This window comes from Streptomyces sp. NPDC052107 (assembly GCF_040680215.1).
Classification (GTDB): Bacteria; Actinomycetota; Actinomycetes; order Streptomycetales; family Streptomycetaceae; genus Streptomyces.
Map to the genome: position 1 here is coordinate 1 of NZ_JBFAWG010000079.1, position 24,399 is coordinate 24,399.

A 24,399-nucleotide genomic window follows, 5' to 3' on the forward strand; every position below is an offset into this window, starting at 1 on the left:
TTCCATCTCCACGCTCACGCAGCCCCGCCCAGGTGGGAAGAACCCGCACCGGACCCCACGGTTCGCATGGGATCGCTTAGCTGATTAGAGACGCTTGATCCATGACGAATCACCTCCCGCCGCCACGACGCAGCGGTACCCGGCGACGAGCGCTTGCCGCCTGCGCCCTCACCGCGCTCTCAACACTCACCGCGGCTCTGCCCGCCGCCGCGGCCACCCGAAGCTTTCCGGCCCCCACCGCCCCGAGCCCGTCGTCCGCTCCTCCCCTCTCCCTTCCTGTCCCGGGCGGCGGGTTCCGGGTCGGGGAGGTGGACATGCACCTGGTGGACCGCTCACGGCCCGATCCCTGGCATTCCGGGCAGGGCCGGCGCGAGCTGATGGTCACTGTGTACTACCCCGCGACGCACACGGCCGGCCGGCCGGCGGCCCCGTACATGCTGCCCGCGGCGGCCGCCCACTTCGACGAGGTCACGGCGAACGACTACCTCGGGCTGCACGTCCCGCCCGGCCGGGCAGACTGGGCCCGCACCGTCACTCACGTCACCCGGGGCGCTCCCGTGGCCGCCGGGCAGCGGGGCGGGCGACTTCCGGTGGTGCTCTATTCACCAGGACTGGGCGAACCGCGCGCCTGGGGCACGACGTTGGCGGCCGATCTGGCCAGCCGTGGCTATGCGGTCGTCACCATCGACAACACCTATGAGTCGCCCGAGGTCCAGTTCCCGGACGGCTCGCTCGCCACCATGCCGCCGCCACCCTCGAGTCCCGACGCGGCCGACGCATATGTGCGCAAGGCGCTGTCCGTCCGCGTCAGCGACACCAGCTTCGTCCTGGATCAGCTCCAGGCGCTGAACAGCGGCCGGAATCCCGACGCGGACGGACAGCCGCTGCCGGAGGGCCTGGCCGGGGCGCTGGATCCGGCCGAGGTGGGCATGTTCGGCCATTCGATGGGCGGTACGGCCGCCGCGCTGGCGATGGACGCCGACCACCGGATCACCGCGGGCATCGACCTGGACGGCAACCTGACCAACATCGACGGTTCGCTCATGCCCGTCGCCCGGCGCGGTCTCGACCGGCCGTTCCTGCTCGTGGGCAAGGACGGCGACACGGACACCGGCCCCGGCTGGCAGGCGTTCCGCGCCCACACCCCGGGGTGGAACCGTCAGCTCACTCTGCGTGGCTCCGAGCATGGCTCGTTCACCGACGCGGAGGCGCTCGTGCCCCAGTTGCATCCAGGGCCCTGCGAGCGGACCGACGACATCGGCACGATAGACACGGCCACCGCGATACGCACCAACGAGGCATATGTCTCGGCCTACTTCGATCACTGGCTGCGCGGCGGCAGCGGCCGACTGCTGGCGGGGCCGTCTCCGAAGTACCCGGACATGGTGTTCGTGAAATGACCGGGCCGCCGCCGAGAGGACAGCGGGAGCGTCACAGGGACTGGCAGGAGGGAGGGGCGTAGCGCGCCAGCTGGTCCTTGACCCACGGGTCGAACACCGCCAGGCGGTGTCGAGCGGCGGGGTCGAACATCGCCAGCTGACCGGCGACCCACGGGTCCATGCACTGGAGCCCGCGGTAGCGGTGCTCGGCATGGCCGGCGGGCCCCGGCGTCGCCCCGGCGGTGGTGTGTCCGGTGTCCGTTGCAGCAGCCGCCGCGGGGCTGCCTCCGGCGAGGAGCGCGCCGGCGACCATCGCGGTGGCAGCGCCGGCGGCTCCCGCGTTCCGTATCAGCTTCATCATGGCCTTCTCCTTCCGGTGGAGCCGATGACTCCCCTGGCCGGTACGGGCGTCTACCCCGCAGATCGCACCTCATTCGTCTCATTCGTCTCCCGGCCCACGCGCGGGCACGGCGGGGGTCTCGCGGCGCGCCGCCGGAAAAACCCGGTGAACACGGTCGCGTCGGCTGCAGGCTCACGTTCTCGCCGCCCGTCACTGACCGCCCACTCCCCCGTCCCCCGGTCTGGGACGTACTGCAGTGCCGGGCCGCCCGGCGATGCCGGAACAAGCGGCGCACCAGCGAACCAGCCCCGGCGAACGCGGCGTGAGGACTGTCCGACGGCAGAGTTTCCGGCTCACTGTGGCCGATCTCGCGAGGCCGACGAGGTGCCGCCCGTACCCCCGCTGCGACCTGTGACCTGACGGGGCGACATGCATGCATGTGTCGACGGGATGTGTTCAGCCTCCCATGCGGCCGCGGACACTGTGCCGCCTGAGGCCGCAGGCCTATGGTGGGCCGTCACTTGCGTTCGCTCTGAGGGGAACTGATGGAGCCCGGGACCAGGATCGCGCGATACGCCGCCGTCTGTGCGGCAGCCCTTCTGCTCTGTACCGGCCTCACCACCACGACATCCGCCGAGACAGCCACGGCGCCCGCCGACACCACCACGGCGGCCGCCTATGAGGCCACGGCCGACCCGAACCCGCTAGCCGATCAGCTCAACGCCTACTGGACGCCGGCCCGCATGGAGGCCGCGCTGCCCGCCGACGCCCTCGAAGGCAACGGCACGGGCACCGATACGACGGCGACCGGTGCGTTCCCTGCCGTGGACGGCCCCCGGCCGGGCGAGTACATCCCGCCCAGCAGGAGCTTCGACGGCATCCCCCAGGCCGGCACCTTCTTCTGGACGGACGCCAGCGGTACCGGCCGGACGTGCAGCGGCTCCGTCGTGCGCAGCCCCGGCCATGACCTGGTCCTGAGCGCCGGCCACTGTCTGAAGGGCTACGCGGGCACCTCGCCCAAGCGGCATCTGGTCTTCGTCCCGCAGTATCACGACAGCCTCAAGCCGTTCGGGATCTTCCCCGTGCGCACCAACGGCGTCTACGTTTCCCAGCGGTACTACGACCTGGGTGAACACGCGGGCGCCGCCTATGACTTCGCCTTCGCAGTCACCGAGCCCAGCCAGGACGGAACACTCCTGGAGGACGCGGTCGGTGGAGTGCGGCTGCTCACCGGGACGGGCTACTACCACGCCCCGGTACGGATGATCGGCTACCCCGCGGGGGCGGAGAAACCCCTGGAGTGCTGGAGCTGGACCACCAGGTGGGACAGCGACGACCCGGCCGACCCGGGCACGTTCCCGCGCATCGCCTGCGACGCCTTCGTGGGCGGCACCAGCGGTGGCCCCATGCTCGTGCCCTGGCCCGGCGGATGGGCGGTCGTCGGAGTGATCGGCGGCTATCACACCGGCGGCGACACCCCTCAGGTCTCCTACAGCGCCTACTTCGGCACCGCCACCCAGTCTCTGTACCGCGCCGCGGTCACTGGTGCCCCACCGGCCGGTCCGCGTCCCACCTCCGGCTCGTAGGCGGGCGCAAAACCGTCAGAAACCGGTGCTCGCAGGGCGAGTGCCATGACCTCGTCATCGTGGCACGATGGTGACGAACATCACGCTAGTGATGTTCGTCACCCTATCGAGGCGGTGTGCACCATGGCTGTGTCGGAGGCGGCACCCGGTCCCAAGACTCGCAAAGCCGGGCTTCGGCGTGAGATCGGCTTCGTCGGCCTCATCTGGGCCTCGGAGGGTTCGATCATCGGGTCCGGGTGGCTGTTCGGCGCGCAGGGTGCCCTGGCGGCCGCCGGACCGGCGGCGATCATCTCCTGGGCCATCGGTGGCCTCGCGATCCTGATCCTGGCGCTGGTGCACGCGGAGCTCGGGGGCATGTACCCGGTCTCGGGTGGCACCGCGCGCTTCCCGCACTACGCCTTCGGCGGCGCCGCCGGCGCGTCGTTCGGCTGGTTCTCCTGGCTGCAGGCGGCCACGGTGGCGCCCATCGAGGTGCTGGCGATGATCACGTATGGCCAGCACTACTCCTGGGCGAGCGGCTGGGAGAAGGTCAAGGGCGGCGAGCACGTCCTGACCCCGCCCGGAATCGCCGTCGCGGTCGGACTGATGGCGGTCATCACGGCCATCAACTTCCTCAGCATCCGGCTGCTGGCCCGCACCAACAGCGCGGCGACGTGGTGGAAGGTCGGCGTCCCCCTGCTGACGATCTTCGTGTTCGCCATCGCCCAGTTCCACACGAGCAACTTCACCGCGGCCGACGGCTTCAACCCCTACGGGGCCAAGGGCATTCTGTCCGCCGTCTCCACCAGCGGCATCATCTTCGCGCTGCTGGGCTTCGAGCAGGCCGACCAGCTCGCCGGCGAGAGCGCCAACCCCAAGCGGGACATCCCGCGGGCGGTGATCGGGTCGATCCTGCTCGGCATCCTCATCTACGTCCTGCTGCAGGTCACCTTCCTCGCCGCACTGCCCGCCTCCCAGATCGGCAGCCACTGGGCCGACTCCGCGTTCACCACACTGAGCGGACCGTTCGCCCAGGTCGCCACGCTCATCAGCCTGGGCTGGCTGGCCACGGTCCTCTATCTCGACGCCGTGGTCTCCCCGGCCGGCACCGGCCTGATCTACATCACCGGCTCCTCGCGGGTGTCCTACGGCCTGAGCCGCAACGGGTATGTGCCGTCCGCGTTCGAGAACACCAACCGGCGCGGTGTCCCCTGGGTCGGCCTGATCACCGCCTTCGTGGTCGGCTGCATCTGCTTCCTGCCCTTCCCCAGCTGGCGTTCCCTGGTCGGCCTGATCACCAGCGCGAGCGTACTGATGTACGCCGGTGCACCGCTCTCCTTCGGGGTGTTCCGCGACCGGCTGCCCGACGCCCATCGTCCCTACCGCCTGCCCGGCGGCGGGGTGCTGTCGCCGCTCGCCTTCATCGTCGCCAACCTGCTGATCCTGTGGTCGGGTTGGACCACCGACTGGAAGCTCGGCGTCGCCATCCTGATCGGCTACGTCATCCTGATCGCGAACCGGGTCTTCAAGATGAACCCCATCACTCCCCAGCTCGACCTGCGCGCCGCGCAATGGCTGCCGGTCTACCTGGTGGGCATGGGGCTCATCGTCTACCTCAGCGACTTCGGACCGCTCCAGCACCCCTGGTTCCCGCTGTGGTGGGACATCGGCGTCACGGCCGCGTTCAGCCTCGTCATCTACTACTGGGCCATGGCGGTCGCCCTGCCCAGCGAGCAGATCCAGGGGCTGATCGACCAGGTCGTCGTGCCGGAGGAGGAGAACATCCACTGACACCCGCTCCGGCACCACCTCCGACATCCACCCGACGCCATGGCCAGATGCGACAGCCAGACGCCGTAGCGGCCCAGGGGGTATCCGCTGTCAGTTCAGCCGGAACTTCTGGGCCGCCGAACCGTTGCAGTCCCAGATCTGCAGCCGCGTCCCGTTGCCCGTCGCACCACTGGGAGCGTCCAGACACCGCCCCGACTGAGGATTCAGCAGCGAACCATCACCCTGCTGCACCCAGTTCTGCCCACCCACACCATTGCAGTCCCACAACTCCACCTTCGTGCCGTTCGCCGTCCCGTTGCCGTCGATGTCCAGACACCGGCCCAGCGTGCGCAGGGTTCCGTCGGCGTAGTGGGTCCAGTGCTGGTCCTCCGCGTACGACTGGCAGTCCCACAGCTGTACGGCCGCCCCGTCGGTGCCGGTGTCGTCGGCCGCCACGTCGACGCACGTCCCGCCGGGGCCGGTGATGGTGCCCTGAGGGCCGTTGGGGACGTTCGTCTCACCGGAGTAACCGACGGAGACGATGTTCGCCTGGACGGCGTTCTCGGCGGCGTCGGTCGGGTAGCCGGAGGCCATCACGCCCTCGAAGAACGTGCCCATGTTCCAGTTGCTGTTGTCACCGCCCGTGCCGAGGAAGATGCCGCCCTCCTGGTGCATGGGCTGATAGCCGCCGCGTGTGGGCAGGGCGCCGTCCCACCAGGTGGTGAGCCCGCCCGACTGTGCGTCGCCGCCCTTGAGCGCATACCGCGTCTGCCCGTTGTTCTTCAGTACGGCGGTGACGAAGGTGCCGCCGCTGCCCCGGATGGCGGTGTTGGAGCCGTTGTCGCCCTGGAACATGCCGTTCTCCAGGTCGGCCTCGACCCAGGGCCCGGAGCCGGTGCACGGTGCGAAGTAGCAGGTGGTCGCGAGGCTGACGGCGTCCATGTGGCCGTTGCCGGTGTCGGCCGGTGTGCTCTCGGCGTTGCCGTAGTCGAAGCAGCGGGCGGAGCCCACGTGGGTGCCGCTGGCCACCATGTAGGCGCCCTACGGCTGTCCGTTCACGGCGACACCGGCGGCGGCGCCCTGGTACCGGTAGCCGACTCCGGGGGAGATCCACACGCCGTACACCTTGTGTCCGCCGGCGGTGACGGCGATCTCGGAGGCGTCCGCGCCCCGGTCCGCGCCCATGCCGGAGGTGCCCGCCGGGCCCGGGGTGAGGTCGTCGTGCCGGGAGGTCTGGTCGTAGATCTTCGTGATGGCGCAGGTGGTGTCCGCGCAGAATCCGTCCTGCCCGCCGGCGTCGGCGTAACCGCCCGGGGACAGCGGCCCTATGTCGGTGCCGGCCCCGTCGGAGGCGCGGGTGACCCGGTACAACGGGCCGTCGTAGGAGGAGAAGAGCGCGCGCACCGTGCTGTGCGCGGCGACGCAGGGAGTGCCGGCGGCGCCGTAGATGTCACAGGGCAGCGAACCCGCGGCCTGTGACGGTCCGGGCAGGCCGAGCAAGGCGCCCAGGACGAGGCCGACGACGGCCAGGAGCGACGCGAGTGATCTGGGGCTTCCGCGCTTACTGGGCTACTCGACGGGGGGTGATCGGGGCTGGGAGCAGTCGGGTTGGAGCGCCGGAGCGGCCGTTGCGGAACGTACGCACGGTGGTGGTTGCCGTCAAGATTTGCTGCTTTGGCCTTATGAAAAGTTTTGGACTTGGGCCAAGTTGGCGGATATTCACCTGATGTGACGCCCTGTCAGGCGAACGGCTGGTTCTGTACCGCGCGTCCTTGACAGCAGGGACTGAAGGGGCAAGCTTCGGGACAACGTTGTCGAAGGGACATGGTCACGATGGTGCCGTTCCGCCTTCTGTCCGTGCTGGCCACTGGCGCCCTGGTCCTGGGTGCCGTCTCCGCCCCCGCCCACGCCGCTCCCGTCACCCTCACGCCGGTCGCCGATCCGGCCTCTCTCGTGAACCCGTTCATCGGGACCTCGCACGCCGCCGACGACTTCCCGGGGGCCGACACCCCGTTCGGGATGGTCCAGTGGAGCCCCGACACCAGCCCGCACCGGCCGGACGGTGGCGGCTACGAGTACGCCGACTCGGCCATCACCGGATTCGGCCTCACCCACGTCGCGGGACCGGGCTGCCGGGCCGCCGGCGACATCCCGGTGCTGCCGACCGTCGGCGCCGTCGACACGCGCGCCACGGACGGCTTCTCGCACGCCAACGAGTCCGCGACGCCCGGCTCATACACGGTTGCGCTGGACAACGGCGTCAAGACGGAACTGACCGCCACCACCCGCAGCGGCATGGCCCGCTTCACCTTCCCGTCCACCAGTCAGGCGAATCTGCTGTTCAAGCTGACGGGCAGCGAGAACGGCGACAGCGCCGCCGAGTTCGACGTGGTGAACGACAGAGAAGTCAGAGGCAAGGTCACGAGCGGCAACTTCTGCGGCGAGGGCAACTCCTACACCGTCTACTACGACATGGTTTTCGACCAGCCGTTTCGCCGCAGCGGCACCGCCCTGGCCGCCGCCACGCCCACCACGCCCAAGAGCAACGCATCTCCCAGCGCTCCCGAGGCACCGAACAAGCCCACGCTGCACGGCAGCGTGCCCCGTACGCCCCACACCTTCGCTCCCCGGGCGAGCGGCTCCGACGGCTACGTCACGTTCGACACCACCACCGACCGGACCGTTCAGGCCAAGGTCGGCATCTCCTATGTGTCGGCCGCCGGCGCCGTGGGCAACCGGCAGGCGGAGAACCCGGGTTGGGACCTGGCCAAGGTGCGCGGCGCGGCACACGACGCCTGGAGGTCCCTGCTCGGCCGGGTGCGGATCGCCGGCGGGACGCCCGCCCGGCAGACTGTCTTCTACACCGCGCTCTATCACGCGCTTCTGCATCCGAACGTGATCAGCGACACCAACCGCCGCTATCCCGGCTTCGACGGCAGGATCCACGCTGTCGACGCCGGCCACGGCGCCGCCTACGCCAACTACTCGGGCTGGGACGTCTACCGCTCGCAGGCCCAGCTCGAAGCCCTGGTCGCGCCGCAGACCGCCTCCGACACCGCCCAGTCGATGGTCGACGACCACCGCCAGACCGGCCGGTTCCCCAAGTGGTCGGAGAACAACGGCGAGACCTATGTCATGGTCGGCGATCCGGCGGACGAGATCATCGCCGACTACTACGCCTTCGGGGCCAGGAACTTCGACACCGCCACCGCGCTGAAGGGCCTGATCGCGGAGGCCACCGTCCCCAACGACAACCGGCCCGGGCTCGCCTACCTGGAGCAACTCGGCCGGCTGCCCAGCAACGGCAGGTACGGCTGCTGCAACTTCTACGGCGCCGCGTCCACCACGCTGGAGTACGACTCGGCCGACTTCGCCGTCTCGGCCCTCGCCGGTGCCCTCGGAAACACCGCGGATCAGCACCGGTTCGCGGATCGGGCTCAGGACTGGCAGAACCTGTTCGATTTCGGCAGCGGTTTCATCCAGCCCCGCGACGCCTCGGGCACCTGGACGGCCGGTTTCTCGCCGACGTCGGGGAAGAACTTCGTCGAGGGCGACTCCTGGCAGTACACGCCGATGGTGCCGTTCAACGTGCACGGGCTGGCGACCGCCATGGGCGGCGACGCGGCCATGGCCAAGTACCTGGACAGGGACCTGTCCTCGCTGACCGGCGCCGGCGGATACACCGACCTGGGCAACGAGCCCAGCCTCAACATCCCCTGGGAGTACGACTACATCGGCCGCCCGTACCAGACGCAGAAGGTCGTCCGGCAGGTCCAGGACCAGATCTGGACCGACAGCCCGTCCGGTCTTGCGGGCAACGACGACCTGGGCGAAATGAGCGCCTGGTACGTGTGGTCCGCCCTTGGCATGTACCCGGAGACCCCCGGCACCGCCGATCTGGCGCTGGGCAGCCCGCTCTTCAGCCAGACGGTGATCACCCTGCCGTCCGGCCGTACCCTCACGATCAACGGCACGGGAGCCGCGGACGAGGCGCCGTACGTGCAGTCCGCGACCTGGAACGGCACGGCATGGAACGCCGCCCACGCGCCCGACGGCGCCCTCACCGGCGGCGGCACCCTCACCTACGTACTCGGCACCTCCCCCAACACGTCCTGGGCGTCGGACGCCTCCGCCGCCCCGCGCTCCTACCCGGGCGCGCCCGGCTACACCGACGTCGGGACGTCCGGCGACACCGCCGCGGCCTCGGCCAACTTCGACGGCGCGGGCTACAGCTACTCCGCGCACGCCCTGGCCACCGCGGGAGTCACCCCCGGTTCGAAGCTCATGGTCAACGGGGTCACGTTCACCTGGCCCGGCGTGGCGTCCGGCGCAGGGGACAACTACGAGACCAACGGGCAGACGGTACGGATGTCCGGCTCCGGCAGCATCTCCTTCCTGGGTGCCGCCAACAACGGCCCGGTCTCCGGCACCGCGACCATCACCTACACCGACGGCACGACCCAGTCGGTCGCCCTCGGCCTCTCCGACTGGACGCTGAGCGCGGGCGCCGCCTCACCGCTCGCCGACAACACCGTCGCGGTGACCATGCCCTACCGCAACCATGCGGGCACCGCGTCCGACAGCACGCAGACGTATGTGTTCGCCACGACTCCGGTGGCCCTGAGTCCGGGCAAGACGGTCAGCAGCGTGCGCCTGCCGTCCGATGTCGCCGCCGGGGGACTGCACGTCTTCGCGATCGGCTTCGGTGCCTGAAGTCCGCGTCGAAACGGCGGAAACGGACGTTCACCACCGCTCGGCGACCGTCAGGAACCGGACACCGGGCGGTCTCCGGGCCGGGCGGAGCGGGCGAGCTGCCGCGCCCGCTCCGCCCGGCTCAGCACGCGCGCGCGTCTGCGGGGCCACCAGGCGATGTCGGCAAGCAGGAGCGCGACCACCAGCCACGACGCGACCAGCACCCCGGTCGGTGCCGTCAAGGTGTCGTACACGGCGAGCACGATCGCGAGGGCGGTGACGAGGAGGACCAGCGGGCGGCGCAGCCGGTCCTCCTCCGCGACTCGGGACAGGCCGTCGGCGTACTCGACGACCGCGGGCGCCAGCGCGGGATCGCCGATGGCCTCGCCCCGCCGGGTGGCACGCACCACCGCCGCGCGGTCGGCGGCGTTCATGTTCCCGGCCCCGGGCCATGCTCTGCCCATCCGCCGTGCCGTCCTGATCCCGTGGAACGGGCTCAGGACCAGAAAGACGACGGCGGCGCCCACCCACGAGCCGGACTCCACGAGGGCGAAGGCGCTGAAGAAGGCGCCGGCGGGGAGGCCGGTGCCCAGCGTCCTGCGCACCGGGCTCCCCCGCCACAGCCGGCCCGGAACCAGGATCACCCGCCCAGGGTGACGATCACCGATGGTGGAGGCAATCACCGACCGCGCATGGCACCCGGAACATGCCGTTGAGTGGAGCAATCACGGGGTACGGCGGCGCGGCGCACCAGGCTGGACGGGTGAGGATCGGACGGACCGGCTGGAAGCCGGAGCAGGACAGCACGACACCACGGCCCCGGCTGCCGGCCCCGCCGGCGTGGCTGCGCTGGCTGCCGGTGCTGTACGTCGCGGCCGTGCTGCTGGTGGAGCCGGTCACGCCCGTCGATTGGCCGGTGAGCTTCGCACTGATCGCCGTGCCCGTACTGGCCGCCTTCGCGCACGGGCCCGTAGCCGTCGGCGCCGCCACGGTGTTCGCCGTGGGCCTCGAAGCACTGCTGGCCGGTACTCCCTGCTGTGCGGGCCGGCCCGCCGCCTATCTGTTGGACCGTCACTATGTCGCGACCTACATCTGCACGGCCCTCGTGGGCGGTCTCGGCGCGATCCTGGCCGCCCACCGGATCCGGCGTGAACGCACGCTCGCCGACGTGCGGTTCGTGGCCGAGACAGCGCAACGCGTCCTGCTCCGCCCCCTACCGCACAGGATCGGCAACCTCCGGCTGCGGAGCCTCTATCTCTCCGCCGCCGCGGAGGCACGCATCGGCGGCGACCTCTACGAGGCGGTCCCCACCCGGTTCGGCGTCCGTCTGCTCATCGGTGACGTCCGCGGCAAGGGACTGGTGGCGGTGGAGACCGCGGCCGCCATGCTCGGGGCGTTCCGTGAGGTGGCGTACGACGAAACCGATCTGCTCGCTCTGGCCGGCCGGGTGGACACGAGCATGAGCCGCAGGGCGACGCAGCTCGGCGGGACCGAGACGAGCGAACGGTTCGTCACCGCGGTCTTCGCCGAGGTCCCCGCCGAGGGCCACATCGTCCGCATCGTCAACTGCGGCCATCCGCCGCCCGTCTGGCTGCGGGACGGCGAGGTGCGCGAACTGGAGAGCGGGCGACCGGCGCCGCCCCTGAACCTCGGCATACTGGTCGAGGACCCGTATCACCTCGACACCTACCCGTTCCGGGTCGGCGATCAGCTGCTGCTGTACACGGACGGCGTCACGGAGACGCGGGACGCGACCGGCGCCTTCTACCCGCTGCTCGACCGCCTCCGCTCCTGGGGCCCCCTCCCGCCGGAGGAGCTGCTCGCACGGCTCCACGACGACCTGCTGGCCTACAGCCACGCCGGCCTCAAGGACGACACCGCGGCGCTCGCGGTCTGTCTGCTGCCCGAGGCACCGTCGGCGGAGCCGCCGTCCGAGTGAGCGCGGCCCGGGTCAGAAGGCGGTGTGGGTGAACCAGTTGTCGAGGACCGCGGCCTGTCCCGAGACCTCGAAGCCGGAGTCCTGGTACGACCGCCGCCCGTAGAGGAGGAGCAGCAGGTCCGCCGCCTGTCCGCGCACCGCCGCCGTGACCGGCCCGGGGTCCTCGGCCTCGCGGCCCACTGGGCGGAAGCCGTCCGTGTCCAGCCGCATCCGCCACTCCTCACCGGGGCCGCCGTCGACGCCCGTGCTGCGGAACGCGAGGGTCTCGCCGTCACCGCGCAGCTTGGTCACACCGGGGGCGAAGAGGCCCGCGTGGGGCAGGTTGACGAGGAACTCGTCCACGCCGTCCGCCGCGAGCACGGGGTCGATGTCCGAGGTCAGGCCGACGGCCCGCTCCGCGTCCACCCGGTGCACCAGCGTCTCGAACAGCATCCGGCGGACCCAGAACCGCGCGTGCCGGTCCTCGCCCCACACCCACATCGGTGCCTCGGGATCGGTGTCCCGCAGGACGGCCGCCACGGTGGGCACCCCCGCCGCCACCCAGTCGGGATGGTCGAGCGGGTTCTCGGGCAGTCCGAGCTCGACGTCGCGGCTGCGGGGAGGCTCCTGCACCAGCCGAGTCAGCAGGGTGCAGAACCAGCGCTGCAGTGCTCCGACGTGCCGGGTGAGGTCGGCCAGGGTCCAGTCGGGGCAGGAGGGCACGGGGGTCGCCGGGTCGACGCCTTTGGTCACCTCGCGGAAGCGCAGGGTCTCGCGGGCGACGGCCTCGCGGTAGGTGTCGTACGGCAGTGGATGCCCCGCCCCGTGTGTCGCTGCCATCTGCCGCCGTCCTGTTCTGTCCTCGGCCCGGATCGTGGTCACCGACAGTCTGGATGCTGGAGTGCACTCGAAGGCAAATGCGGGTTCAGGGGATCTCCTGATCGGCCCAGATGATCTTCCCTGCGCCGGTGTACCGGGCGCCCCAGCGCTGGGCGAGCTGGGCCACCAGGAAGAGCCCGCGTCCGCCTTCGTCCGTGCTCCTGGCATGCCTGAGCCGGGGAGCCGTACTGCTGGCGTCGGAGACCTCGCAGGTGAGGCGGGCGTCGCGGAGGAGCCGTAGCCGCAGGGGCGTCGCGGCGTAGCGGATGGCGTTGGTGACGAGTTCGCTCACGACCAGTTCGGTCGTCATGGCCAGTTCTGCGAGGCCCCACTCCTCGACCTGGCGGGTGGCGAGGGCGCGGAGGGTGCCGACGGCGGCCGGGTCGGGGGGTATGTCCCAGAAGGCGACCTGGTCGGCTCCCAGGGTGTGGGTGCGGGTCAGGAGCAGGGCGATGTCGTCGGACTGGGGCACGGGCACCAGCTGCCGTACGACGGAGGTGCACAGCGTGTCCAGGTCGTCCCCGGTGTGGCCGAGGACCTCTTTGAGCCGGGACATGCCCCGCTCCACGTCGTGGTCGCGGCCCACGATGAGACCGTTGGTGTAGAGGCCGAAGAGGCTGTCCTCGGCCAGTTCGATCTCGGTCGCCTCGAAGGCCATGCCGCCCAGCCCGAGCGGGGGTCCGGCGGGGATCTCCGGGAAGTAGGCGTGTCCCTCCGGAGCCACCACGACGGGCGGCGGATGACCGGCCCGGGCCAGCGCACACCGTCTGCTGACCGGGTCGTAGACGGCGTACAGGCAGGTCGCGCCGATGAAGGTGCTGCGGGCGGCCGTGCCGGCGGCCGCCTCCTCGTCGCTCAGACGGAGCACGAGGTCGTCGAGATGGGCGAGCAGGTCGTCAGGAGGCATCTCCAGGGCGGCGAGGGTCTGCACCGCGGTGCGCAGCCGGCCCATGCTCGCCGCCGCGGCGATGCCGTGGCCCACCACATCGCCGATGACGAGGCCCACCCGTGCGCCGGACAGCGGGATCACGTCGAACCAGTCTCCGCCGGCGCCGCCGGAGGGGTCCGCCGGCAGATAGGAGGAGGCCACCTCCAGCGCGGTGCCGCCGGTCAGGGCGGGTGGCAGCAGGCTGCGCTGCAGGGTGATCGCCGCCGCGCGCTCCCGGGTGTAGCGGCGGGCGTTGTCGACGCACACCGCCGATCGGGCCACCAGTTCCCGGGCCAGCAGGACGTCGTCGGGCCCGAAGGAGACGGGGTTGAGCGACCGGACGAACGTGGCGAGGCCGAGGGCGGTGTGCCGGGCCCGCATCGGTACGGCGATGAGCGAGTGCATGCCGTACGCGCGCATGCGTTCCGTCCGCTCCGGGTCCCGTGCGACCCACAGTTCGTCGCAGGGGTCGAGGACCGGGATGAGCAGCGGCTCGCCGTCGAGGAGCAGGTGGCCGTCGTGGGGCGGCGGGATGAACTCGACCCGGTCGCCGATGCGGGCGATGGCCTCGGGCGTACCCTCGCGCACCGAGCGCTGCGCCGCCCGGCGCAGCACCGGCGTGATGGACGCGGGTCCCGCGTCGGTCCACGCCCCGTGGCCCTCGGTGCTGAGCACGGGTTCCAGCAGGTCGACGACGACGAAGTCCGCGAAGCGGGGGACGGCGAAGTCGGCGAGCTCCTGGGCGGTCTGCATCACGTCGAGTGTGGTGCCGATGCTGGTGCCGGCTTCGTTGACCATGGTCAGCAGCTGCCGGGCGTTCCACCGCTCGGTGACGTCCTGGACCATATAGCACACGCCGGTGATGGCGTCGTCGGCGTCGACCAGGGGGAAGAACGAGGTCGAGTAGGCGTGCTGGCGGTGCGGGTCGGCCCAGCTCCAGCCCACGTACTCGTAGTCGGTCACCGGCACGCCCGTCGCGATCACCTTGCGCATCAGGCTCTCCAGGGCCTCCGCCTGCAGCCCGGGCAGCAGCTCGCTCAGCCGGCGTCCGAGGCGCGCGTCCCGGGGGACACCGCCGAACCGCTCCAGGGTGTCGTTCAGCCAGACGTAGCGCAGGTCGGTGTCCATGACGGCCATGCCGACCGGGGCGCGGGTGAGAAACCCGTCCAGGACCGACTGGCCCATGGGCCACCGCTGCCGCTGGGCACGGGCCGACAGCAGGAAGCACTCGGCGCCGCCGATGCGGAACGGGGGCGAGACGCGCAGCTGGATGTCGAGGCTGCGGCCGTCGCGGTGCCGTACGGCGATCTGCCCGCTCCAGCCGTTTCCGGCGCGGCACCGCTCCACCACACCGGCGAGCCGTACGGGGTCCTCGGGCATGGCGAGCAGGCGCGCGGCGGAGGCGCCCACGACATCCCGTGCCGCGTGGCCAAGAAACGTTTCGGCGCTGTGGGTCCAGCCGACCACGACGCCGTGTTCCGATATCACCGCGGCCGCGTCGGTGGACGCGTCGAAGAGATCACCCGGTCCCTGCGGCGTGGCTGCGGCGAAGCCCTCTGACGCAGATTCCATCAATTCCACCCATACACCACTATGAGCCTGTTTGTCCGCCAATGCTCTGGGATACAGAGGGAGACGCGGCGTCCACGCGGAAGGGGCGCCGTGCGGTTGGGACGGGGCCGAGACCGGAGGGACCATGGAAGCACCGGCCGCCGGCGTCCGCGCGCGGCCGAGACCGGAAGGACCATGGAAGCACCGGCCGCCGGCGTCCGCGCGCGGCCGCCCGGCCGGTGGAGGTGAACCGGCATGACACTGGACTCCGTGGAAGCCGGCCACGAAGAACACGGCGACGAGACGCCCCAGCCGTCCGGGCTGCTGGACGTGCTGAGCGTGGCCGCGGTGGCCCTGGACACCCGCGGCCGTATCGTCTTCTGGACCCCGCAGGCCGAGGAACTCTTCGGCTACTCCTCGCAGGAGGCCCTCGGCAAACCCGCGGGGCACCTGCTCGTGCACCCGGAGCACCTGCAAGCCGTGGTGAGTCTGTTCGCCGAGGTACTGGAGACCGGCCGGGGGTGGGCCGGCGCGTTTCCCATCCGGCACAAGGACGGCAGCAGCCGGCTGACCGAGTTCCGGACCATGCGGCTGCTGGACGACCTCGGGGACGTCTACGCCCTGGGCATCGCGGCCGACCACACCCTGCTCCAGCGCGTCGAGACCGACCTGGCCCTGTGCGAGCGGCTGATCAACCAGTCCCCCATCGGCCTGGCCCTGCTGGACCCGGATCTGCGGTATCTCCTGGTCAATCCGGCGCTGGAGCGGATCGACGGCACTCCCGCAGAGGACCACATCGGCCGTCACCTCAGGGAGACCCTGCCCTTCCCGGACGCCGACACCGTCGAGTCGGCCCTGCATCAGGTGCTCACCACCGGTACGTCCCTGCTGGACCAGTACCACGTCGGCCGTCCGGCGGGCGAGGGCGGAGCCGACCACGCCTGGTCGCTGTCCTTCTACCGGCTGGAGGATCCCGGCGGCCGGGTGCTGGGCGCGGCCGTCTCGGTGGTGGACGTCACCGAGCGGCACCGCGCGGCGGCCGAGGCCGACCGGGCGCGGCGGCGCCTGGCGCTCATCGCGGACGCCTCCGCGCGGGTCGGCACCGCGCTGGACGTGGAGCAGACCGCCCGTGAACTGGCGGAGATCGCGGCCCCGGCACTGGCCGACGTGGTCGCCGTGGACGTCCTCGACTCCGCCCTGTCCTGCCGTCGTATGCGCAGGCCGGACAACGGCCCGGAACTCTTCCGCGCCCTCGCCCTGAAGGCGGCCCAGCCCACGGTCGCGCTGCGCGCCGCCGACCCACCCGGCAACGTCGCCTGCTACGAGGGCGACCGCCTGGTCACCCTGTGCGTCCACACCGGGCGGCCGGTTCTGGTACGTCATGTCGGGCCGCAGGATCTGCCGCGCATCGCCCGGGACTCCGAGGCCGGTGCCCTGCTCGCCGAGGCCGGCGTCCACTCGTATCTCGCCGTGCCGCTGATCGCCCACGGCGAGGTGCTCGGCGCCCTCGATCTCAAGCGGACCCGCAATCCGGCGCCGTTCGACGACGACGATGTCGTCCTGGCCGCCGAACTCGCCGGCCGGGCCGCCGTGGCCATCGACAACGCCCGCTGGTTCCAGAGCGTCCGCAACACCGCTCTCACCCTGCAGCGCAGTCTGCTGCCCGAGCACGCGGCGCACCACACGGGTCTGGAGCTCGCCTCCCGCTACCAGCCCGCGCAGGCCACGAGCGAGGTCGGCGGCGACTGGTACGACGTCATCCCGCTGAGCGACGAGAAGACCGCCCTGGTGGTGGGTGACGTCATGGGCAACGGCATCGACGCGGCCGCCACCATGGGCCGGCTGCGCACCGCCACCTGCGCCTACGCCGATCTCGACCTCGACCCCGGCGCGGTGCTGCAGCACCTGGACAAGATCACCTGCGATCTGGAGCACTACATCGTCACCTGCCTGTACGCGGTGTACGACCCCGGTACCGGACAGTGCTGCGTCGCCAACGCCGGACACATGCCGCCGGCGCTCGCGCGGCCCGGCGAGGCGCCGAGGCTCCTGGAGCTGCCGGCCGGGGCACCGCTCGGCGTCGGCGGCGTCCGGTTCGAGACCACGACGGTCGCCCTGCGCCCCGGTGATGTGCTGGTCCTCTACACCGACGGCCTCGTGGAGACCCGTCAGCACCCCATCGACGACCGGCTGAACGCCCTGCTGTCCCTCCTCGACGACCCCCGCCGGCCGCTGGAGGAGACCTGCGACGTCCTGCTGTACGGCCTGCGCCACCCCGACGACCACGACGACGTGGCCCTGCTCATCGCACGGGCGCTCTAGGCAACGCCGTGTCCTTCCAAGGGAGTTGCCGCACGGTGTCGTTCTGCCGGCGCCCGGCGCCCTACTGTGCCGTCGGCTCTCCCGAAGCGGCCGTGGAGGACCGGTCGGCGGACCCGGGCATGAGCAGCAGGAGGGCGTCGGCCAGGTCGTCCGCGGGGCTGCCCGTGGCCAGACGCCGCAGTTGCAGGCCCATCACCAGGGCGACCGTCGTGGCGGCCAGGCGTTCCGCGTCGGGGACGCCCAGCGCGGTGAGGATCCTGGCGGCGAGCAGGTCGTAGGCCCGGAAGGCCTCGGCCGCCGCCTCGCGCAGGCGCTCGTCCCGCCCGGCCTGGAGGTACAGCTCGAAGGGCGCCGCATGGGCGCTGTCCAGTGCCGAGCCGCAGGCCACCTGACCGGCCAGCGACGCCGCGCCCTCGACGTCCAGGCCCTCTGTCCGGCACTGGTCGGCCAGTTCGGTGAAGTGCCGTGCCTCCTCGCGCACGAAGTACAGCAGGCTCTCCCGCAACAGCTCGTGCTGGGTCTCGAAGTGGTAGGTGACCGAACCGAGGGACACGCCCGCCTCCTTGGCGATCCGCCGGTTCGTGACCGCCGCGACTCCGTCCTCGCCGATGATCCGCAGGACGGCGGTGATGATGCGCCGGCGCATCGGGGCGGCAGGGGCGGCATGCGGCATGGCGTGCATTCTTCCATCACCGCGCTCCCTCACCTGTGGACAGGGCTGTCCGGCCTCCCTATTGTTCGTTCGAACGAACAGGACTGGAGGGTGTAGTCGTGCACATTGCCGGGTCAACCGTTCTGCTCACCGGTGTCACCGGCGGCATCGGCGGCGCGCTCGCCGCCGAACTGTCCGCCCGCGGCGCCCGTCTCGTGCTCACGGGCCGCCGGCTCGACGCACTCGAACCCCTGGCCGATCGTTACGGCGCCCGCACGATCGCCGCCGATCTGGCCGACCCCGACGATGTGCGACGGCTGGCCGAGGAGGCCGCCGGCACGGACATCCTGATCGCCAACGCCGCCCTGCCCTCCAGCGGCGAACTCCTCGACTACACGCCGGAGCAGATAGACCGCGCCCTGGCCGTGAACCTGCGGGCCCCGGCGATCCTCGCGCGGCTGCTCGCTCCGGGCATGGTGGCCGCCGGACGCGGTCACATCTGCTTCGTCGGGTCGCTGTCCGGCATGGCCGCCACCAAGTCGTCGTCCCTGTACACCGCGACGAAGTTCGGCCTGCGCGGCTTCTCGCTGGCCTTCCGCCAGGATCTGCACGGCACGGGCGTGGGCGTGTCGATCGTCCAGCCGGGTTTCGTACGCGATCTGGGCATGTTCGCGAAGACGGGCTCGGTGACGCCCGGCGGTGTCCGCACCGTCTCGCCGGCGCAGGTCTGCAAGGGCGTGACGCGGGCGATCGAACGCGATCTCGCCGAGGTCAACGTGGCGCCGCCCGAACTGCGCTTCCTCACCAAGATCGCGTCGCAGTTCCCGGGGTTCGCCGAACGGGTGCAGCGGCTGGCCGGGGCGGAGCCGACGGTGAACGCGATCGTGGCAGCGCAGCGCTCGAGCCGCTGAGCCACCACGGCCGGAGGTCGCGCGCGGGCACGTCAGGCCCGTGTCAGCGGCATCCGGCAACCTGTTCCTTGTGAACGGCAGCGCGGGAACGCGGGGCCGGGAACGAGGAGAGGTGCCCGGAGTGGCCGATCGGGGACCGGCGAGCCCGACTCGAGGTCGGGCCCCTTGGAGGCCCACGCAGGTTCGAATCCTGCCCTCTCCGCCCTGCACTCCGACGTCAGCGCCGGCTCGCGGGACTGCTCGGGAGGGACGAGCGGCTGCCCTTGCAGGAATAGACGATCTCCACGGATCCGCCCGGCAGGGCGCGCTCGCTCTGGAAGGTGAGCCCGAGGAACGGGTCGAGAGCGGACGTCAGTCGCGTGCCGCCACCGAACAGCAGCGGCACGACGACCAGCTCCAGCGTGCCGAGCGCGCCGAGGGCATGGAACGTCTGGATGGTGCGCGGTCCTCCGACGAGATGGACGTCGCCACCTCGGTTGGCCGCGCGGATCTTCTCCAGCAGCCGCTCCGGATCACTGTCGGTGACGACGTGGTCGGGGGTGTCGGCCGGGCGGTGGGAGCCGAGCACGAACACATCCAGGTTCTGCCAGGGCCAGCGGTCGTTGGTCAGCGCGGGCTCGAAGGTGGTGCGGCCCATCAGCGCGGCCTCGCACCCCTCCAGGAACTCCCGGATGCCGTGGCTCTCGCCGGACACGAAAGCGGGGTCGGCCGTATGCGCGGGCCATCCGGTCGGCGTGGTCACATAACCGTCGACGCTCATGCCCACGCGGGCTCGGATCTTCATGTCGTCTCCTGTTCGGGCTGTCCTTCCGAGGCGGGTCGCGCCTCCATACCAAGCGTCGAACGGCAGACGCGCACCTCGACACACCGCCGGAAAAATGTTCCGCTTGTCATGCCCTCGCCCACTGTGGCAAGATCCAGCGAGTTCGAGAGCGCATCCGACCACGCGTCACGAAGGACTGAGGTCCATGGTTCCGGCGTCCCGCAGCGGCCGCCGTAGGTACTGAGCCGCCGGCCCAACGGCAGCGCCCCGCAGTACCTTTCGCGTCTCCTCACGGCGGCCCGACGACGCGGTGTCCAGCACACCGCCCGCCTCCTCGCAGAGGTCGTTGCCTTGTGCCAGCCCATACCGTGAGGTCTACATCGTGCGCACAGATGTCCAGAGCTTTGCCGTCGCCCACCTCCTGCGCCGCCCGGCGGCGCGTGAAGTCGGCGGTTTCGTCGCGGGGTTCGATCCCTCGACGACCAGCCCGTACGTCAACTACGCCACCCCCTTCCCCGGCGCCGAGCCCACCGACCGGGACGTCGCCGACCTGATCGCCGTATTCCGCGAGCGCGGGCTCAAGCCCCGGCTGGAGTTCGCCCCGGACGCCGCCCCCGCCGTGGCACCCGCGCTGCGCCGGGCAGGTTTCGGCACGGAGGCGGTGCACACGTACCTGGTCTGCACCCCCGTCACACTGGCCGTGCCCGGCTGCGGCCATGGCTCGGCGGACCGGGCCGAGGTGGAGGCCCCGGCCACGCAGGCGGACTACACCGCGATCGACCTCGCGCTGTCGGAAGCCTTCGGCGGCGAGTGGGCATCGTCCCCGGAAGGCGCGGCACGGTTGCGGCGTACCGAGGAGGGCGGCGGAGCCGTCCGGTTCGTCCGCGCTCCCGGCGGAGGCTGCGCCGGCGGCGCGACCTGCTCGGCGTCCGCCGAGGGCACGGCGGAGCTGGCGGGCGTGGGCACGCTTCCCGCGTACCGGGGGCGCGGCATCGCCGCCGCGGTCACCGCGACCCTCGCCGGAACCATGTTCGGCCGGGGAGCGCGGTCCGTGTGGCTGGAGTACTCGGGTGAGGGCTCCCGCCGCGTGTACGAGAGGGTCGGCTTCCGGCCGGCCGGCACACGGCTGTACGTCTCACTCGACGCGTGATCGGCCGGGCCGGCGGGCCCGTGTCCTCGCCGGCCCGCGGAGTCGGCCTTCACCGGGCAGGGGGTTGTCCTTGACGAAACGGCGGATCTCCTCCGTGAGCGCCGCCGGGTTGTCCAGCTGGACCAGGGTGCGGGCGTCGGGGATCTCCACATAGCGGGCGTCCGGCAGCAGTTCGGCCAGGCGGCGGCCCGTCGCGGGCGGCATCATGCGGTCCTCGGCACCCCAGGCGACCAGTGCCGGGCGGGTGAACTCCGGGAGCTTCCGGGCCGCCTCCAGGTAGCAGTCCTTCCGCGTCGCACGGAGGAACTTGGCGAAGTCCCGCCGGTTGTGACGGCTCGTCAGTAGCGGGCCGTACCAGCGTGCGATGAGTTCCTCGGGGAGCCGCTTCTTCGTCATGCCGCCGAGCGAGGTCTGCATGCGGGCGAGGAAGGGGAAGCGGAAGCACTGCAGGAGGAGGAAGACGCCGCCGGGGAGCCTGCGGGCCGCGTCCAGGATGCGGCCCTGGATGCCGGGCGGGTAGTTGTCCAGGGCCTCGCACGAGGTCAGGACGAGCCGGGCGATGCGTTCGTCCCGTACGCCGACGAGGAGTTGGGCCGTGCCGGTGTCGTTCTGGACGAGGGTGACGTCCCGCAGGTCCAGGCGGTCCATGAACTCGGCCAGCAGGCGGGCGATGCCGTGCGCGGAGAGGTCCGCGTCCGGCCGCATGGGGCGCCGGTGGCTGCCGAGGGGCAGCACGGGGACCAGGACGCGGAAGTCGGGGCGCAGGGCGGCGACGACGTCGGCCCAGACCGAGTCGTCGAAGCCGAGGCCGTGGACGAGGACCGCGACGGGGCCGTCACCTCCGGTGTCCTGGTAGTCGATGGGTCCCGCGCTCAGCTCGATCTCCGGCATGCCCGTGCCTCCGCCCCGGTCGGCCGCCCCGACTGTCACTTGATAGATCGTTCTAGTGACAGAATAGGCGCCGACCGGCCTTTGGCAACAGCGGCTCCCCGGAGGTGTCACCGTGAACGACGGCAAGGCCATCAGCACGCATGAGACCCGGCAGCGCATCGTGCACGCGGGCACCGAGCTGTTCCGGCGCTCGGGCTACACCGGCACCGGAATGAAGCAGATCGCCGAGGCCGCCGAGGCGCCGTTCGGCTCGATCTACCATTTCTTCCCCGGTGGCAAGGCCCAGTTGGGCGAGGCGGTGATCCGCACCTCGGGGGCCGTCTATCTGGGGCTGATCACCACACTCATGGCGCCGTACGAGGACCGGGTGGCGGCCACCGCCGACGCCTTCGCCGCCGCGGCCGGCACCCTCGCCGAACTGGACTTCGCCGACCCGTGTCCCATCGCGACGGTCGCGATGGAGGTCGCGAGCACCAACGACACGCTGCGGCAGGCCACTTCGGAGGTCTTCGACAGCTGGATCGGCCACCTCGCCGCCTACTACGCCCAGGGCGGCATGGCCGAGCCCGCCGCCCGGGAGACGGCGAGTTCGGTCATCGCCCTGCTGGAGGGCGCGTTCATGCTGGGCCGGGCCGCGCGCAGCTCCGAACCGGTGCGGGCCGCGGGCACGGCGGCCGCGGCGATCGTCCGGGCGGCGCTGGCCGGGGAGTGAGCCGGTCCGGCAGCAGCACGGCGAACAGCGGCTTGCCGGGAACGGCGGCGGCGCTCAACACGAGCATCAGCGGGGCGACACTCAGCAGGTGCACCGCCAGCCCGGCGCTGGGCTGTCCCGGTGGCCCGGACAGGGTGACCAGCGCGGTGCCCGCCCAGGCACAGCCCAACACGGACAGGCCGCAGGCCGCGCCGCTGTCCCGGCGAGGAAGGCGAACACGCCGGAGAGCAGTTCCAGGGGCACGACGAACACCAGGACCAGCAGCATCACGGGCCGGCCCTGCGCCAGGGGCACCCACTGCAGTTGCACGGCGCTGAGCAGGACGCTGCCGGTGCCGAAGGCGAAGAAGCCCAGCGGGAGGCTGCTCCCCAGCGGCCTGAGCATGATCCTCGTCAGCGCCTCGGGCCGTGGCGGCCCGGCGGCCGTGTCGTACGTCCCCGCTGCTGGTGGCGGCATCCGGATCACCCGTGCCTCGGGCCTGAGCCGTCGTACTGCGTCTGTCGTACGACGGGGTACCCCGTTCTCGGCGGTGTCCTCCGCCTCTCCGGCGCCGTTGGTCCCGGTGGCATCTGTCGCGGAAGCGCCGCGGAATTGTCCGTGATCGGTAACAGCCGGATCCCGCGATCAACCCCGGCCGTCCTGACAGGTGCACGGAACGCAGGTGCACAACAGCACAGGGACACGGCACGGAACGGGGCGGGGCATGGCGCGGCACAGTGGGCGGGGTTGGTACGGCCGGATGCTGGCAGCGGCGGTCGGGGTCACCGCGGTGGCGGCGGCCACTTCGGTGTGGACGGCGCAGGCCGGCCAGCCGGGCGGGGGTTCGGCCGGGGCGGGTGCCCCGGCCCGGCACGCCGCGCCGAGGACGGCGGCCGTGTCCGCCGACATCGCCCATGCCTCGGAGGGGGGCGGGCACGCCGTCAACATCACCATCGACGACGGCCCGGACCCGGTCTGGACCCCGCAGGTGCTCCAAGTGCTGCGCGAGAACGGCGTGCAGGCGACGTTCTGCATGGTCGGCCCGCAGGCCCAGGCGCACCCGGAGCTGGTCCGGCAGGTGGTGACGGCCGGGCACCGGCTGTGCGACCACACGGTGTCGCACGACACCACGATGGACAAGAAGTCCGAGGCCTACCAGTCGCAGCAGATCCTGGAGGCCGAGCGGCAGATCACCCAGGCGTCCGGCGGCGTACGGCCGATGTACTACCGCGCTCCGGGCGGCGCCTTCACCCCGTACAGCCGGCACCTGGCGGCCTCGCACGGGATGCGCCCGCTCGGCTGGAACGTGGACTCCAAGGACTTCGAGCGGCCGGGCACGAACACCATCGTCGCCACTGTCCAGCGGGAATTGACCAACGGGCCGACGATCCTCTTCCACGACGCGGGCGGCGACCGCTCGCAGACGGTGGCCGCGCTGCGCACCCTGCTGCCGTGGCTGAAGCAGCAGGGCTACTCCTTCGGTTTCCCGGTGCACTGAACGGGCCACAGCGGAAGGCGACTTCAGCCGATCCGGTGGCAGAGCCGGGCCGACCATCCGCCGTCGGTGGCGGCGGCCGGGCCGGGCGTGCACAGCGGGTCATGGTGCGCGGCGGCTCGCGTGCCCGGCGACGGTGCCGTCCTCGGCGACGAGTCCGCGGAGCGCGCCGACGATCACGGGCCATGCCTCGGACGCGGTGTCGATCACGTCGAAGTGGCCGCATACGTGCAGTTCGTGCAGGGTCGCGCCGGTCGTCGCGGCGTAGCCGCGGGACATGGCGACGGGCAGTGCCTCGTCCTGGACGCCGTGGACCACGACGGTACGGCCGGCGGGCGCGCCCAGCACCGCCGGGTCGGCGGCGGCGTACCGGTCCGGCACCTGGGCGGGTCCGCCGCCGAGCAGGCCGCCCCCATTACCTTGTTGATCAGCCCCGCAATGGGGTGCCCGGCCTCTGGGACGGCATGACTGTTCCCCCCTGTAGTTCGCATGATCTGGGGGG

Annotated in this window: 20 protein-coding genes and 2 pseudogenes; 11 read left to right on the forward strand and 11 right to left on the reverse strand. The window is 71.5% G+C overall.

What is annotated here, in order from left to right:
• Positions 1-314: 314 nt before the first annotated feature.
• Complete coding sequence (locus AB0M27_RS38850; protein WP_365729362.1) at positions 315-1,400, forward strand: Tat pathway signal protein; 1,086 nt, start codon at positions 315-317, stop codon at positions 1,398-1,400.
• A 31-nt stretch (positions 1,401-1,431) separates the two neighbouring features.
• Here the strand turns inward: AB0M27_RS38850 and AB0M27_RS38855 are convergent, their stop codons facing one another.
• On the reverse strand, positions 1,432-1,740 hold the full coding sequence (locus AB0M27_RS38855) for a hypothetical protein (protein ID WP_365729364.1): 309 nt from the start codon (positions 1,738-1,740) through the stop codon (positions 1,432-1,434).
• A 524-nt stretch (positions 1,741-2,264) separates the two neighbouring features.
• Between AB0M27_RS38855 and AB0M27_RS38860 the strand changes: the two genes are divergently transcribed.
• Both AB0M27_RS38860 and AB0M27_RS38865 read left to right on the forward strand, forming a co-directional pair.
• The gene (locus AB0M27_RS38860; RefSeq protein ID WP_365729366.1) at positions 2,265-3,305 is read left to right on the forward strand and encodes a hypothetical protein; all 1,041 of its coding nucleotides are present in this window, start codon (positions 2,265-2,267) and stop codon (positions 3,303-3,305) included.
• 123 nt (positions 3,306-3,428) lie between these two features.
• Complete coding sequence (locus AB0M27_RS38865) at positions 3,429-5,075, forward strand: APC family permease (RefSeq protein WP_365729368.1); 1,647 nt, start codon at positions 3,429-3,431, stop codon at positions 5,073-5,075.
• Between the two features lie 90 nt (positions 5,076-5,165).
• On the opposite strand, the gene AB0M27_RS38870 is transcribed toward AB0M27_RS38865, so the two are convergent.
• Positions 5,166-5,597, reverse strand: a complete 432-nt coding sequence (locus AB0M27_RS38870; protein ID WP_365729397.1) for an RICIN domain-containing protein — start codon at positions 5,595-5,597, stop codon at positions 5,166-5,168.
• Positions 5,589-6,554 (reverse strand): annotated as a pseudogene (locus AB0M27_RS38875) (arabinofuranosidase catalytic domain-containing protein); the annotation flags it as partial. The gene AB0M27_RS38870 and the pseudogene AB0M27_RS38875, both read right to left, overlap by 9 nt.
• A 324-nt stretch (positions 6,555-6,878) precedes the next feature.
• On the opposite strand from AB0M27_RS38875, the gene AB0M27_RS38880 reads away from it, so the two are divergent.
• Positions 6,879-9,767: a lectin gene (locus AB0M27_RS38880; RefSeq protein ID WP_365729369.1), complete on the forward strand. Its 2,889-nt coding sequence runs from the start codon at positions 6,879-6,881 to the stop codon at positions 9,765-9,767.
• 50 nt (positions 9,768-9,817) lie between these two features.
• Here the strand turns inward: AB0M27_RS38880 and AB0M27_RS38885 are convergent, their stop codons facing one another.
• A complete protein-coding gene (locus AB0M27_RS38885) occupies positions 9,818-10,390 on the reverse strand; it encodes a hypothetical protein (RefSeq protein ID WP_365729371.1) in 573 nt (190 codons plus the stop codon).
• 119 nt (positions 10,391-10,509) lie between these two features.
• On the opposite strand from AB0M27_RS38885, the gene AB0M27_RS38890 reads away from it, so the two are divergent.
• Positions 10,510-11,685, forward strand: coding sequence for a PP2C family protein-serine/threonine phosphatase (locus tag AB0M27_RS38890; RefSeq protein ID WP_365729373.1), 1,176 nt, complete (start codon positions 10,510-10,512; stop codon positions 11,683-11,685).
• A 12-nt stretch (positions 11,686-11,697) separates the two neighbouring features.
• On the opposite strand, the gene AB0M27_RS38895 is transcribed toward AB0M27_RS38890, so the two are convergent.
• Both AB0M27_RS38895 and AB0M27_RS38900 read right to left on the reverse strand, forming a co-directional pair.
• Positions 11,698-12,504 (reverse strand): maleylpyruvate isomerase family mycothiol-dependent enzyme, encoded by an 807-nt coding sequence (locus AB0M27_RS38895; protein ID WP_365729374.1) that lies wholly within the window; start codon positions 12,502-12,504, stop codon positions 11,698-11,700.
• A gap of 85 nt (positions 12,505-12,589) precedes the next feature.
• The gene (locus AB0M27_RS38900) at positions 12,590-15,043 is read right to left on the reverse strand and encodes a SpoIIE family protein phosphatase (protein WP_365729376.1); all 2,454 of its coding nucleotides are present in this window, start codon (positions 15,041-15,043) and stop codon (positions 12,590-12,592) included.
• Positions 15,044-15,277: 234 nt separating this feature from the next.
• On the opposite strand from AB0M27_RS38900, the gene AB0M27_RS38905 reads away from it, so the two are divergent.
• Entirely contained in the window at positions 15,278-17,344 is a 2,067-nt protein-coding gene (locus tag AB0M27_RS38905; protein WP_365729377.1) for a SpoIIE family protein phosphatase, read from the forward strand.
• Positions 17,345-17,405: 61 nt separating this feature from the next.
• On the opposite strand, the gene AB0M27_RS38910 is transcribed toward AB0M27_RS38905, so the two are convergent.
• Positions 17,406-18,017: a TetR family transcriptional regulator gene (locus AB0M27_RS38910; protein WP_365729379.1), complete on the reverse strand. Its 612-nt coding sequence runs from the start codon at positions 18,015-18,017 to the stop codon at positions 17,406-17,408.
• Between the two features lie 98 nt (positions 18,018-18,115).
• Here AB0M27_RS38910 and AB0M27_RS38915 point away from each other — a divergent pair, with 98 nt between their 5' ends.
• Both AB0M27_RS38915 and AB0M27_RS38920 read left to right on the forward strand, forming a co-directional pair.
• Positions 18,116-18,907, forward strand: coding sequence for an SDR family NAD(P)-dependent oxidoreductase (locus tag AB0M27_RS38915; RefSeq protein ID WP_365729382.1), 792 nt, complete (start codon positions 18,116-18,118; stop codon positions 18,905-18,907).
• 106 nt (positions 18,908-19,013) lie between these two features.
• Positions 19,014-19,109: pseudogene (locus AB0M27_RS38920) on the forward strand.
• A gap of 15 nt (positions 19,110-19,124) precedes the next feature.
• On the opposite strand, the gene AB0M27_RS38925 reads toward AB0M27_RS38920, so the two are convergent.
• Positions 19,125-19,691: a dihydrofolate reductase family protein gene (locus tag AB0M27_RS38925; protein ID WP_365729384.1), complete on the reverse strand. Its 567-nt coding sequence runs from the start codon at positions 19,689-19,691 to the stop codon at positions 19,125-19,127.
• 361 nt (positions 19,692-20,052) lie between these two features.
• On the opposite strand from AB0M27_RS38925, the gene AB0M27_RS38930 reads away from it, so the two are divergent.
• Positions 20,053-20,820 carry a GNAT family N-acetyltransferase gene (locus AB0M27_RS38930; protein WP_365729386.1) on the forward strand — a complete coding sequence of 256 codons (768 nt, stop codon included), beginning with the start codon at positions 20,053-20,055 and terminating at the stop codon, positions 20,818-20,820.
• Here AB0M27_RS38930 and AB0M27_RS38935 read toward each other — a convergent pair.
• Positions 20,806-21,750 carry an alpha/beta hydrolase gene (locus AB0M27_RS38935; RefSeq protein ID WP_365729388.1) on the reverse strand — a complete coding sequence of 315 codons (945 nt, stop codon included), beginning with the start codon at positions 21,748-21,750 and terminating at the stop codon, positions 20,806-20,808. The two genes, AB0M27_RS38930 and AB0M27_RS38935, sit on opposite strands and share 15 nt — an antisense overlap.
• A gap of 73 nt (positions 21,751-21,823) precedes the next feature.
• Here AB0M27_RS38935 and AB0M27_RS38940 point away from each other — a divergent pair, with 73 nt between their 5' ends.
• Positions 21,824-22,423: a TetR/AcrR family transcriptional regulator gene (locus AB0M27_RS38940; protein WP_365729390.1), complete on the forward strand. Its 600-nt coding sequence runs from the start codon at positions 21,824-21,826 to the stop codon at positions 22,421-22,423.
• 81 nt (positions 22,424-22,504) lie between these two features.
• Here AB0M27_RS38940 and AB0M27_RS38945 read toward each other — a convergent pair whose 3' ends face one another.
• Positions 22,505-22,879 (reverse strand): hypothetical protein, encoded by a 375-nt coding sequence (locus AB0M27_RS38945; RefSeq protein ID WP_365729392.1) that lies wholly within the window; start codon positions 22,877-22,879, stop codon positions 22,505-22,507.
• Between the two features lie 247 nt (positions 22,880-23,126).
• Between AB0M27_RS38945 and AB0M27_RS38950 the strand changes: the two genes are divergently transcribed.
• Complete coding sequence (locus AB0M27_RS38950) at positions 23,127-23,900, forward strand: polysaccharide deacetylase family protein (protein ID WP_365729393.1); 774 nt, start codon at positions 23,127-23,129, stop codon at positions 23,898-23,900.
• A 99-nt stretch (positions 23,901-23,999) separates the two neighbouring features.
• Here AB0M27_RS38950 and AB0M27_RS38955 read toward each other — a convergent pair whose 3' ends face one another.
• Positions 24,000-24,278 (reverse strand): hypothetical protein, encoded by a 279-nt coding sequence (locus AB0M27_RS38955; RefSeq protein ID WP_365729395.1) that lies wholly within the window; start codon positions 24,276-24,278, stop codon positions 24,000-24,002.
• Positions 24,279-24,399: the final 121 nt, after the last annotated feature.